Source organism: Alcanivorax sp. HI0007 (assembly GCF_001635525.1).
Taxonomy (GTDB): Bacteria; Pseudomonadota; Gammaproteobacteria; order Pseudomonadales; family Alcanivoracaceae; genus Alcanivorax.
Genome location: NZ_LWEJ01000005.1, coordinates 1 through 11,591, shown reverse-complemented (window position 1 = coordinate 11,591; position 11,591 = coordinate 1). Strand labels below are relative to the sequence as shown.

Sequence of the window (11,591 nt, the reverse complement as noted above, 5' to 3'; positions counted from 1 at the left end):
CTCCGCTGGCGGATGTGCTCGGGCCGTTCTTGCTACAGCTTCCCGCAGCTTTCGGGCCGGAGCGATTGGAGGATTTGTGGCGCTTTGTGGAGGCGCTGCCGGCACCGTTCGCTTGCACGGTAGAAGTGCGTCACCGGGATTTCTTCGCCAAGGGCGAGGCGGAGAGGGCGCTCAATCGCGGCCTGCGCGAGCGCAATCTGGCCCGGGTCTGTTTTGATAGCCGGGCGTTGTTTGCCGCCAGCGCGGAGGATGCTGCCACACGAGAGGCTCAGCGCAAGAAGCCCCGCCTGCCAGTGCATGTGCTGCCCGGTGACGCGTCGCCGGTGATTCGTTACGTCGGGCATCCGGAGCTGCAGGCCAACCGGGCGTTTCTTGCGCCCTGGGTGGAACGGGTAGCGAACTGGATAGCGGCGGGGGAGGGCCCTTACGTTTTCATACACATGCCGGACAACGGTGATGCGCTGGTTCTGGCGGCATTGTGGCACGGCATGCTGATGGAACGTTTGCCGGGGCTGGCACCGTTGGCGTTGGGGAGGCAGGTGAAGCAGCCAGGGTTGTTCTGAGACGGTGTTGCGAGTTGCGAGAAACGAGTTTCGAACAGCAAAACCGTGACAGGGTTTCGTTACTCGTTACTCGCGTCTCGTCACTGTCTCTTAATTCAGCGCGATCAGCGTGTCGTCACGACGGCGGCTGTTTTCCGCCCATACCAGCAAATCATAGTAGCGGCGGATGTGGCGGACGTAGATCACTGCCTGGCCACCACGGGCATTGCCGTAGCGCAGCTGGTCGGCGTAGGCCGGGTTGGCCAGCATGGGGAGGCGTTGCTTCACATCCTGCCAGTTGTCCGGGTTGCCGCCTTGTTTTTCCGTCAGCACGCGCGCGTCTTCCAGGTGACCGAAGCCCACGTTGTAAGCGGCCAGGGCCATCCAGGTGCGGCTCGGTTCCGGGATGCGCGCAGGGATGCGTTCGTGGGTGTGACGCAGGTAGTCGGCGCCGGCCAGAATGCTCTGGGCCGGGTCGGTACGATCACTGATACCCATCTGGCGCGCGGTGTCGTTGGTCAACATCATCAGACCCTTCACCCCGGTGGGGGAGATGGCACCGGGATCCCACAGGGATTCCTGGTAGGCCAGGGCCGCCAGCAGGCGCCAGTCGAAACCGCTGTTGTCTTCCGCCTGACGGAACAGTTCCTCGTAGCGGGGCAGACGGTCTTCCAGATGGCGCATGAAGCTGCGGGCTGCATACAGGTTGAACTGTTCCACATGGCCGTAGAAACGGTCTTCCAGCTTGGCGGTGGTGCCGTTGGCCTTGGCCTGGGTCAGGTAGCGCTGGGCGGCCAGATACAGGCTCTGGTCATCCTTGGGGCTGAAAGCCCAGGCCAGGGGCATATCAGTGGCGGCGGTATAGTCGGCAATCAGCTCCGGCCACAGGGCGCGCTGCAGGGAGTAGCTGTTGGAGTGAATCAGGGTGTAATCCACCTGACCGTCCTCCACCAGGGCCATCAGTTGTTCCGGGTTGGCGTCTTCCACTTCCTGGAATGCCAGGCCCGGATTTTCCAGCTGCGCCTTGACCAGCAGCTCTGCGTGGCTGGAGCCGGCAGCGACGGCCACACGTTTACCGGCCAGGTCTTCCAGATCCCGGATGCGCGGAGTGTCCAGACGGCGCACCACCAGAGCGTCCACTTTCTGGTAATCCGTGGTGAAGCGCAGGCTTTCGCTGCGCTCTGCGGTGGCTACCAGGCCGGCCGCTGCCATATCGGCAGTACCTTTGCGAATGGCATAACGAATATAGGAAGGGTCGTCGGATTCCAGCATCCGCAGCTCGACCCCCAGGCTGTCAGCAAAGCCTTTGGCCAGCTCGTATTCCATGCCGGTATAGCCGTGCTGGTCCTGATAGTAGGTGGTGTTGGACGAACGGGTCATCACCACCAGCTCACCGCGGGTCATGACCCGTTCCATGGCGGTAGGGGTGGGACGCATGGCCAGCATCATGCCGATAACGCCGAACAGGGCCAGCGAAGCCAGGAGATGCTTAGTATGTCGAAAGAAAACCGTCATCCTTGGTGTACCTCTGTCAGGTTGTCCAGACAGGTCGATACTGCTTACCGCCGACCGGTTGGGGATTGTTTGATCCCCTGCCTGTGATCTATATCACGTCAAAGTGGCGCAACTCTATCAGTGGCAAATGGCTGTTATGTAACGCTTTGTCGAACAATTGAGCGTTTTATGCACAAATGCGACAAGTCCGGAAGAGAGCATTAAATTGCGTATAAGGCAGGTGTCGTAGGCGATTTTTCCTCGCGGTAAGACAAGGCTGCACTGGATGGAAATTGGCGGTGTGCGGAGGCTGCGAGCGGCGGTCAAATCCCGTATCATTGCTGCCCTACTCTCCACCCCCACTGGTAATCATATAAGGCGCACTATGCTGATCCTCTCCGGAAGCCCGGCCCTGTCCGCATTTCGTAAGGAAAAACTGCTGGAGTCCCTGACGGGCATTTCTGCGATCTCTGCCCGTTACGTGCATTTCGTGGCGCTCAAGTCGCCCCTCAGTAATGAGCAGCAACAGGTGCTGGAAGGGCTGTTGCAGTACGGCCCCAGCCTGGAAGAGGATGATGTGGAGGGGCAGCGTTTTGTGGTGGTGCCGCGCCCGGGCACCATTTCGCCCTGGTCATCCAAGGCCACGGATATCTGTCACAACGCCGGCCTGACTCAGGTAGAGCGGGTGGAGCGGGGCATCGAATACCGGCTGGCTGGCGAGGGTGACCGGTCTGTCCTGGCGCCGGCCCTGCATGACCGCATGGTGGAAGTGGTGCTGGCGGAACTGGAAGACGCTGAAGCCCTGTTCTCCCATCACACCCCCCGCGAACTGACCACGGTGGATGTGATCGGCGGCGGGCGCGACGCCCTGGAAACCGCCAACCGCGAGCTGGGCCTGGCGCTGGCCGAGGATGAAATCGACTACCTGGTGGAGCGTTTCACGGCGCTGGGCCGTAATCCCTCCGATGCAGAACTGATGATGTTCGCCCAGGCCAACTCCGAGCATTGCCGCCACAAGATTTTCAATGCGGACTGGACCATCGATGGTGAGGAACAGGATCTGAGCCTGTTCGGCATGATCCGCAACACCTACAACCATGCCCCGGAAGGGGTGCTGAGTGCCTACAAGGACAATGCCTCGGTGGTTGCCGGTCCGGTGGCCGATCGCTTCTTCCCGGCACCGGGCAGTGCCGAGTACCAGTTCGTCAACGAGCCGGTACACCTGCTGATGAAGGTGGAAACCCACAACCATCCCACCGCCATTGCGCCCCATCCGGGCGCGGCCACCGGCTCCGGCGGTGAGATCCGTGATGAGGGTGCCACCGGCCGTGGCTCCAAACCCAAGGCGGGCCTGAACGGTTTCTCCGTTTCCAACCTGAATATTCCCGGTTTCGAGCAGCCCTGGGAAACGCCCTATGGCAAGCCCGGCCGTATTGCCTCGGCACTGGACATCATGATTGAAGGCCCCATCGGTGCGGCGGCCTTCAACAACGAATTCGGTCGCCCCAACCTGTGTGGCTACTTCCGCACCCTGGAAATCCAGGCCCCGGGCGTGAACGGTGATGAAGTGCGCGGCTACCACAAGCCGATCATGATCGCCGGTGGCCTGGGCAACATCCGCGACGGCCATGTGGAAAAGAACCCGATTCCCGCCGGCGCCAAGATCATCGTGCTGGGTGGCCCGGCCATGCTGATCGGCCTGGGTGGTGGTGCGGCCAGTTCCATGGCTTCTGGTGAGTCCGACGAAACCCTGGATTTTGCTTCCGTGCAGCGGGACAACCCGGAAATCGAACGTCGGGTACAGGAAGTGATCGACCGCTGCTGGGCAGAAGGCGACAACAATCCCATCGTCTCCATCCACGATGTGGGCGCCGGCGGTCTGTCCAACGCCCTGCCGGAGCTGGTCCACGACCACGATATGGGCGCCAGACTGGAACTGCGTGAAATCCCCAGCTCCGAGCCCGGCATGAGCCCGGTGGAGATCTGGTGTAACGAAGCCCAGGAGCGCTATGTGCTGGCAGTAATGCCGGAGGACATCGAGCGCTTTGATGCTATCTGCCAGCGCGAGCGCACCCCTTACGCAGTCCTCGGTGAAGCCACCAGCGAAGAGCATCTGACGGTCAGTGATGAACACTTCGGCAAGGCGCCGGTGGATCTGCCCATGGACCTGCTGTTCGGCAAGCCGCCGAAAATGCAGCGTAGCTTTGACCGGGAAGACTTCCTGCGCCAGACCTTCACCACCAAGGGCATTGATCTGAAAGAGGCCAGCGAGCGCGTGCTGCGCCTGCCCACGGTGGCGTCGAAAAGTTTCCTGATTACCATCGGTGATCGCTCCATCACCGGTCTGGTCCATCGTGATCAGATGGTGGGCCCCTGGCAGGTGCCGGTGGCCGATTGCGCGGTGACCGCCACGGGTTTCAATCAACGCACCGGTGAAGCCATGGCCATGGGCGAGCGAACCCCGGTGGCCCTGGTGGACGCAGCGGCCTCCGGTCGCATGGCCGTGGCGGAATCCATCACCAACATCGCCAGCGCCCATATCGGTGATCTGGGCCAGATTCGCCTGTCCGCCAACTGGATGGCCGCTGCCGGTCACCCGGGCGAGGACCAGGCCTTGTTCGATACCGTGAAAACCGTGGGCATGGAATTGTGTCCGCAGCTGGGTATTGCCATTCCGGTGGGCAAGGACTCCCTGTCCATGCGCACCGTGTGGAACGACAAGGGTATCGACAAGAGTGTCACCGCGCCTCTGTCCCTGGTGATCTCCGCGTTTTCCGGTGTCACCGACATTGATCTGACCGTGACCCCGGAACTGAAAACCGGTGTGGACAGCGAACTGCTGCTGGTGGACCTGGGCCGTGGCCAGAACCGCCTGGCAGGCTCCGCCCTGGCTCAGGTATTCGGCAAGGTGGGCGATGTGCCGCCGGACCTGGACGATGCCAAGGATCTGATCGCCTTCTTCGAGGTGACCCAGCAACTGCTGGCCGAGCGCAAGTTGCTGGCCTACCACGACCGTTCCGACGGCGGTCTGTTTACCACCCTGGTGGAAATGGCCTTTGCCGGTCGTACCGGCCTGGATATCAGTCTGGATCATATTGCCGGTGATAACCCGGAAGCGGTGGCCGCCTTGTTTGCCGAGGAGCTGGGTGCGGTACTGCAGATCAGCCCGGCCCATCGTCAGGAAATCCTGGCACGCTATGCAGAAGCCGGCCTGAGCCAGTGTGTGCATGTACTGGGTCATCCGGACGGTGATGATGTGATTCGCCTGCGTCTGGGCGGCGGTATCCTGCTGGAAACCCCGCGCCGGGAACTGCAGCGCACCTGGGCGGAAACCAGCTACCAGATCCAGTCCCTGCGCGATAACCCGGATTGCGCCCGTCAGGAATTCGAGGCCATCCCGGACAACAACAATCCGGGCCTGAATGTACGCCTGACCTTTGACATGACCGAGAACCCGGCGGCGCCTTTCATCAACACTGGCGCAAAACCGAAGATGGCGATCCTGCGCGAGCAGGGCGTCAACGGTCAGACCGAAATGGCGGCCGCTTTCGACCGGGTCGGCTTCTCTGCCATCGACGTGCACATGAGCGACCTGCTGGCAGGGCGAGTGCAGCTGGATGACTTCAAGGGACTGGTGGCCTGTGGCGGTTTCTCCTACGGGGATGTGCTGGGTGCTGGCGGTGGCTGGGCCAAGACCGTGCTCTATAACCCGGAGCTGCGCGAAGCCTTCAATCGGTTCTTCTTCCGCGAAGACACCTTTGCGCTGGGTGTGTGTAACGGCTGTCAGATGCTGTCCCACCTGAAGGACCTGATTCCCGGTGCCGAACACTGGCCGCGCTTTGTGCGCAACCTGTCCGAGCAGTTCGAGGCACGGACTTCCCTGGTGGAAATCCAGGATTCCCCGTCCATCCTGCTCAAGGACATGGCCGGTACCCGTATCCCCATTGCCGTGGCCCATGGCGAAGGCCGGGTGGAGTTGGGTGATGATGCGCTCAATCGCAATATCGAGCAGCGTCTGGTGGCCCTGCGTTATGTGAATGGTCAGGGCAACCCGGCGGAACAGTACCCGGCAAACCCCAACGGCTCACCCCAGGGCGTTACCGGTTTCACCACCAGCGACGGCCGCGTCACCATCATGATGCCGCACCCGGAGCGGGTGTTCCGTGTCCTGCAGAACAGCTGGATCCCGGACGACTGGCGGGGCCACGAGAACGGCCCCTGGCTGCGGATGTTTGCCAATGCGCGGAAGTGGGTCGGTTAAAAGGCAATTAATAATTAATAGTGAATAATTAATAGCTAAGATAAAAAATGGAAGACTGGGGCGGGAACGGCTTGGCTGTTTCCGCCTTTTTTATGTCCTTTTATGAGCTTGAGCTACAGAGTGTTTCCCCTCAGAATCAAACGATTGTTTGAATCTTTCCGTTATTAATTATTCATTATTAACTATTCATTGGTGTCCTGTGTCTGAAAAAACCTTCGGGCCTTTCGAATTGCAAAAGGCCTACAACAACGAGCCTGTGCCGGCGGATTTTATTGAGCGCCGGCGTATCAGTGCGGCCATGCAGACCCTGGCGGAGCGGCTGATCCGGGCGGAGGGGGATATCGACACGCTCAGTGGCTGGGCGGATCAGCTGGAAACGCTGGTGGCAACAGTGGGGGAACCGGCTCGACGCGACACCCGGGCCGCCAACCGTAAGCTGTTCACCGGCTCGGCCACCACCGAGGATATCTTCCACATGATGGATTACGATCCGGTGGGTGGGCCTTCCAACCCCATTGCCCCCCAGGTGGAATGGTTGCAGGAAGACCAGAACGGTATCGAAGGCGCCCTGCGCCTGGGCCTGCAATACCAGGGTCCGCCGGGGCGGGTGCATGGTGGTGTGATTGCCTGGCTGCTGGACGCGGCCCTGTCCCGCGCCTTGCATGCGGCCTTCCGGTTGGGCGTCACCGGTACCCTGAATATTCGTTATCTGGCAGCCACTCCCATCGAAGACAGCATCCATTGCCGGGCCCGGATCACTGGCCAGGAAGGGCGAAAGATCTTTGTGGAAGGGGGCATCTGGCACGGTGACACCCAGACGGTCAGCGCGGAAGGCATCTGGCTCACACCGAAGAGTCTGGGGTGACCATGAGCGAGCAACGCTATCACTTCCGCGACATTCTCGTGGCGGAAACCCCGGCGCCTTCGACTCGGGCTCTACTACACCGGGAGCTGGGCCAGGAGCTGGTCGGGCTGACCGAGCAGGTGCTGCGCCTGGATGCCCCGGACGACAAGCTGCACGAGTACATCGAACACATCCGTCAGCTGCGTACGGACCTGGCCCAGTATGGCCAGCGGGACTATAACGGCATTCTACAGCGGCTGTTGGCGGGAGAAGGCTCCGCGGATGATGTGACCGATCTGGTGGATTTCGAGATCCTCACCGGCAAGGCCTCCCCCATGTCACCACCGCTGGAGTTGTGGCTGGACGGGGACCGGGTCCGGGGCCGGGCCACGTTCGGCCTGGCTTTCCAGGGCCCACCGGGGCGGGTACACGGTGGTGTCCTGTCCCTGGCGCTGGATATGCTGATGGCGAAAAGCCAGGATTTCGTGAAACAGATCGGTATGACCGGTACGCTCAATATTCGTTATCTTGCCGGCACCCCCATCAATACGCCGGTGGACTTCGAGGCCAGGCTGGTCACCCTGGAACGGCGCAAGCTGCGTTGTGAAGGCAGTGTCTGGGTCAATGGCCAGCAGACGGTCGCCGCCGAAGGTATCTGGATTTCTGCCCACGGCGATTACGCTCTCAAGCCGGAGTTTGCCGAGTTACACGGTGAAAGTTAAAAGTTGAAAGTTACCAAGCGCGGGCGAGGCCGCTGGCAATAAGCACATCCCTTGCCCAGGATTCTGGCTCAACCCGGGCAGCGCGGAGAAAGTCGCTTTCTCTTTGGCTTCCCTCTGTTCGCGCGTTGCAACTTTTAACTTTCACCTTGCAACTGAACTCTAAGCCCTCTGTGGCAACAATCCGTTTTACCGAGCTGCGAGCGACAATGACAAGGAGGCCAGCCCCATGGACGAGCTGTATTACAAACTGTGCTTTTACGTGCCCACCAGTCATGTGGAGCAGGTGAAGAACGCCATTTTCGAAGCCGGCGCCGGGCACATGGGCGATTATGATGCCTGCTGCTTCCAGACCCTGGGGCAGGGCCAGTTCCGCCCCCTGGAAGGCAGCAATCCCTATATCGGTGAGACCGGGGGCGACGTGGAAGTGGTGGAAGAGTTCCGGGTGGAGACAATCTGCCCGGCGTCGCGGGTGCAAACCGTAATCAGCGCCCTGCGCCTGGCCCACCCCTACGAAGAGCCCGCCATTGACCTGTGGCGGCTGGAGCCGTTACCCGGTTGACCTGGTGGCGAGGGAGCCTCGAAGGCACCCGTAGGAGCTATGCTTGCATGGCGAACCGAGCGTGGCGAGCCTACCTCCTCGCTGAGGCTCGGTTCGCCATGCGAGCATGGCTCCTACGGAAGCATTATGCATCTTTAGTCAGGTGTTTCTTGCCGATGGGCGGCACTTCCTGAATGCGTACCGGGTACTCGTCACGCTTGAGATCATCGATATAGAACTTGAGGGTGCGTCCCACCACCGGGAAGGCCAGCTCACCCCAGGGAATGTCATCCAGGGCGAACAGACCGGCATCGCTGCTTTCCTCGCCCACGTCGTACTTGCCGTCCTCCAGTTTGCCCAGGAAGAACACATAGACCTGGTTGATATGGGGCAGGTTGAAGACGGTATACAAATCGCCGATGGCCACCGTGGCGCAGGCTTCCTCCCAGGTTTCCCGGGCGGCGCCTTCCTGCAGGGTTTCCCCGTTTTCCATATAGCCGGCGGGCAGGGTCCAGTAGCCCTTGCGCGGTTCGATGGAGCGCTTGCAGAGCAGCACCTTGCCGTCCCAGATAGGCACTGCGCCGACCACGATCTTGGGGTTCTGGTAATGGATGGTCTGGCAATCGGGGCACCAGTAACGGGGCCGATTGTCCCCCTCCGGAATGCTGAAACCGATCTGGTCGCTACCGCAGTGACTGCAGAATTTCATGAAACCTCTCGCTCCGGACGCGGCAAAAACCTGATGATACAGGAGAATCTCCGGCGGCCCCATCGGCACGGTGACGATGTTACTGTGATCGCGGACTTGCCGCCGGCGGCCCGCCTGTTCAAACTACCGTTTGAATTGAATGCACCGTTGCATGCATTACAGGAGAAGGTTGTGCTCGATCAGCTCAGGCAGCGATTGCCGGACTACAAACGCACGGAGCTGCCGCTGGCACTGCCGGAGGCAGCGGTGCTGATGCCGCTGATTGATGACCCGGAACCGCGCCTGATCCTGACCGTGCGTTCCAGTACCATGCCAACCCATGCCGGCGAGGTGGCGTTTCCGGGGGGCAAGCGGGACCCGGGTGACAAGAGCCTGCTGATGACCGCCCTGCGGGAAAGTCAGGAAGAAGTGGGTCTGGACCCTGGCTATGTGGAGGTGCTGGCGCAGCTGTCACCGCTGGCGTCCCGCTATGGGATGAAGGTCACGCCCTTTGTGGGTATCGTCCGGCCGGAGGCACCGCTGGTGGCGGAGCCCGGTGAAATCGAGACCATCTTCCAGGTGCCGCTGCGGTTCTTTCTGGATGAAGTGCCGGAGCTGTCCAGCCCCATCGATTTTTTTGGCCGTCGTTTCCGCATTCCCAGTTATTACTACGAAGACAAGCGCATCTGGGGGCTCACCGCCTTCATGATTCTGGACCTGATCAACCACGTTTATGATGCGAACATTGCGTTTGAAGTGACGGACTGACAACGAAGGAAAGCACTGATGATTTATAAAATTGGCAGCCGGCAACTGGAACAACGGGGCGCCGGCCACTGGATCGCGGACAACGCTACCGTGATCGGTTCGGTAATCATGGAAGCCAACACCAGCATCTGGTTCAACGCGGTATTGCGCGCTGATAATGATGTGATCGAGATTGGCGAAAACACCAATATCCAGGACGGTGCGGTACTGCATGTGGACCCCGGCGTGCCCATGAAAATCGGCCGTGATGTGACGGTGGGGCATAAGGTGATGCTGCACGGCTGCACCATTGGCGACAACAGCCTGATTGGTATCAATGCGGTGGTTCTGAACAAGGCGGTGGTGGGCAAGAATTGCATCATAGGTGCCAACTCCCTGGTGCCGGAAGGGATGAAGATTCCCGACAATTCCCTGGTGATGGGTTCCCCGGCCAAGGTGGTCAAGGAAATCACCGACGGCCACAAGGCCATGCTGACCATGAGCAGCATGCATTATGTGGCCCATGCCAAGGAATTCAGCGAGCACCTGGAAGTGGACGAACGGTTTTCGTCATGAGCCAGTTGATATCCCCCTGCGTTTCTATCTGCGCGCTGGATGAAAATGATATCTGCGTGGGCTGTTTCCGCAGTGGTGGAGAGATTTCCATCTGGGGGCTGCTTTCCGATGAAGAAAAGCGGGAAGTGTTTCGTCGTATCGAGCAACGCATGAACGGCGAGCCGGCGCCCTGTGTGGTTCGCAAGGAGAAGAGTTCATCATGACGAATATTGATGATCAGGCGCCTCACAAGCCGGTGGTCGGTTTGGCGCTGGGCAGTGGTTCTGCCCGGGGCTGGGCCCACATCGGTGTGATCCAGGGATTGGAAGAAATCGGCGTAAAACCCCAGGTGGTGGCAGGGACCTCCATTGGTGCGCTGGTAGGGGGTGCCTACGTTACCAACACGTTGAATGAATTCGCTGACTGGGTGCAGTCGCTCACCGTCAAGGATGTGTTCGGGCTGCTGGATATCAGTCTGTCTGGCGGCATGGTGAAGGGGGAGAAATTGTTTAATTTCTTTCGTGAGCATCATGACAACCCGGATATTGAAACCCTGGAGAAAAAGCTGGTGACTGTGGCCACGGACATGAAGAGTGGCCGGGAAATCTGGATCACCAAAGGCACCATGCTGGATGCCGCCCGGGCATCCTGTGCACTGCCGGGGTTGTTCTCTCCGGTAAAAATGCAGGGTCGCTGGATGCTGGATGGGGGCCTGGTCAACCCGGTACCGGTGTCTGCCGCCCGTGCCATGGGAGCGGATGTGGTCATCGCCGTGAACCTCAATGCCCAGCTGGTTGGCGCCCACCTGTCCCGGGATACCCGCACCCAGGCCGAAGGGGAAGACGGCAGTGACGAAGAACGCAGCATCTGGCACAAGATGATGGGTTACTTCATCTCCGAAGACGATGAAGACCCGGGTTTCTTTGATGTGGTGGCGTCCAGTATCAATATCATGCAGGACCGCATCACCCGTTCTCGAATGGCTGGCGATCCGCCGGAAGTCACCTTGGTGCCCTTGCTGGAGGATTTTGCGCTGATGGATTTTCATCGCGCCAAGGAAGCCATTGAAGAGGGGCGTTCGCTGGTTAAACGCTATGAAGCCGACATCCTCGCCTGGGTGGGCTCACCGGTAGCGGATAGGGTTTGAAGAGGCAATTAATAGTTAATAATGAATAATTAATAACGTCGCGAGAGGCGGCG

11 protein-coding genes are annotated in these 11,591 nt (G+C 60.2%); 9 read left to right on the top strand and 2 right to left on the bottom strand.

Features of this window, described 5'->3' with window-relative positions; genetic code table 11:
- On the top strand, positions 1–563 hold a 563-nt coding region (locus A3714_RS00705), incomplete at its 5' end, for a DUF72 domain-containing protein (RefSeq protein ID WP_063527139.1).
- A 90-nt stretch (positions 564–653) separates the two neighbouring features.
- Here the strand turns inward: A3714_RS00705 and mltF are convergent.
- Positions 654–2,057, bottom strand: coding sequence for a membrane-bound lytic murein transglycosylase MltF (gene mltF / locus A3714_RS00700; protein WP_082810855.1), 1,404 nt, complete (start codon positions 2,055–2,057; stop codon positions 654–656).
- Positions 2,058–2,421: 364 nt separating this feature from the next.
- On the opposite strand from mltF, the gene purL reads away from it, so the two are divergent.
- From purL to A3714_RS00680, 4 genes are all read left to right on the top strand, one after another.
- Positions 2,422–6,297 (top strand): phosphoribosylformylglycinamidine synthase, encoded by a 3,876-nt coding sequence (purL, locus tag A3714_RS00695; protein ID WP_063509898.1) that lies wholly within the window; start codon positions 2,422–2,424, stop codon positions 6,295–6,297.
- Positions 6,298–6,496: 199 nt separating this feature from the next.
- On the top strand, positions 6,497–7,162 hold the full coding sequence (locus A3714_RS00690; RefSeq protein WP_063509899.1) for a PaaI family thioesterase: 666 nt from the start codon (positions 6,497–6,499) through the stop codon (positions 7,160–7,162).
- A 2-nt stretch (positions 7,163–7,164) separates the two neighbouring features.
- Positions 7,165–7,863, top strand: coding sequence for a PaaI family thioesterase (locus A3714_RS00685; RefSeq protein ID WP_062816961.1), 699 nt, complete (start codon positions 7,165–7,167; stop codon positions 7,861–7,863).
- Between the two features lie 226 nt (positions 7,864–8,089).
- Positions 8,090–8,422 carry a hypothetical protein gene (locus tag A3714_RS00680; RefSeq protein ID WP_063509900.1) on the top strand — a complete coding sequence of 111 codons (333 nt, stop codon included), beginning with the start codon at positions 8,090–8,092 and terminating at the stop codon, positions 8,420–8,422.
- Positions 8,423–8,546: 124 nt separating this feature from the next.
- Here the strand turns inward: A3714_RS00680 and A3714_RS00675 are convergent, their stop codons facing one another.
- Complete coding sequence (locus A3714_RS00675; protein ID WP_062816963.1) at positions 8,547–9,110, bottom strand: NUDIX hydrolase; 564 nt, start codon at positions 9,108–9,110, stop codon at positions 8,547–8,549.
- Between the two features lie 171 nt (positions 9,111–9,281).
- Here A3714_RS00675 and A3714_RS00670 point away from each other — a divergent pair, with 171 nt between their 5' ends.
- Genes A3714_RS00670 through rssA form a run of 4 tightly spaced genes read left to right on the top strand, consistent with a single transcriptional unit; the run spans position 9,282 to position 11,538 of the window.
- Positions 9,282–9,857 (top strand): CoA pyrophosphatase, encoded by a 576-nt coding sequence (locus A3714_RS00670; protein ID WP_063509903.1) that lies wholly within the window; start codon positions 9,282–9,284, stop codon positions 9,855–9,857.
- 18 nt (positions 9,858–9,875) lie between these two features.
- Positions 9,876–10,412, top strand: coding sequence for a gamma carbonic anhydrase family protein (locus A3714_RS00665; RefSeq protein WP_063509901.1), 537 nt, complete (start codon positions 9,876–9,878; stop codon positions 10,410–10,412).
- Complete coding sequence (locus A3714_RS00660) at positions 10,409–10,615, top strand: DUF1289 domain-containing protein (protein WP_062816965.1); 207 nt, start codon at positions 10,409–10,411, stop codon at positions 10,613–10,615. Before A3714_RS00665 ends, A3714_RS00660 begins: the two co-directional genes overlap by 4 nt.
- Positions 10,612–11,538, top strand: coding sequence for a patatin-like phospholipase RssA (gene rssA / locus A3714_RS00655; RefSeq protein ID WP_156493049.1), 927 nt, complete (start codon positions 10,612–10,614; stop codon positions 11,536–11,538). Before A3714_RS00660 ends, rssA begins: the two co-directional genes overlap by 4 nt.
- The last annotated feature ends 53 nt before the right edge of the window (positions 11,539–11,591 follow it).

Excerpts from the sequence above, each read along its gene's own strand:
- A3714_RS00660 (WP_062816965.1), top strand. The coding sequence starts at position 10,409 with ATGAGCCAGTTGATATCCCCCTGCGTTTCTATCTGCGCGCTGGATGAA.
- A3714_RS00685 (WP_062816961.1), top strand. The coding sequence starts at position 7,165 with ATGAGCGAGCAACGCTATCACTTCCGCGACATTCTCGTGGCGGAAACC.
- A3714_RS00675 (WP_062816963.1), bottom strand. The coding sequence starts at position 9,110 with ATGAAATTCTGCAGTCACTGCGGTAGCGACCAGATCGGTTTCAGCATT.
- purL (WP_063509898.1), top strand. The coding sequence starts at position 2,422 with ATGCTGATCCTCTCCGGAAGCCCGGCCCTGTCCGCATTTCGTAAGGAA.
- rssA (WP_156493049.1), top strand. The coding sequence starts at position 10,612 with ATGACGAATATTGATGATCAGGCGCCTCACAAGCCGGTGGTCGGTTTG.
- mltF (WP_082810855.1), bottom strand. The coding sequence starts at position 2,057 with ATGACGGTTTTCTTTCGACATACTAAGCATCTCCTGGCTTCGCTGGCC.
- A3714_RS00665 (WP_063509901.1), top strand. The coding sequence starts at position 9,876 with ATGATTTATAAAATTGGCAGCCGGCAACTGGAACAACGGGGCGCCGGC.
- A3714_RS00680 (WP_063509900.1), top strand. The coding sequence starts at position 8,090 with ATGGACGAGCTGTATTACAAACTGTGCTTTTACGTGCCCACCAGTCAT.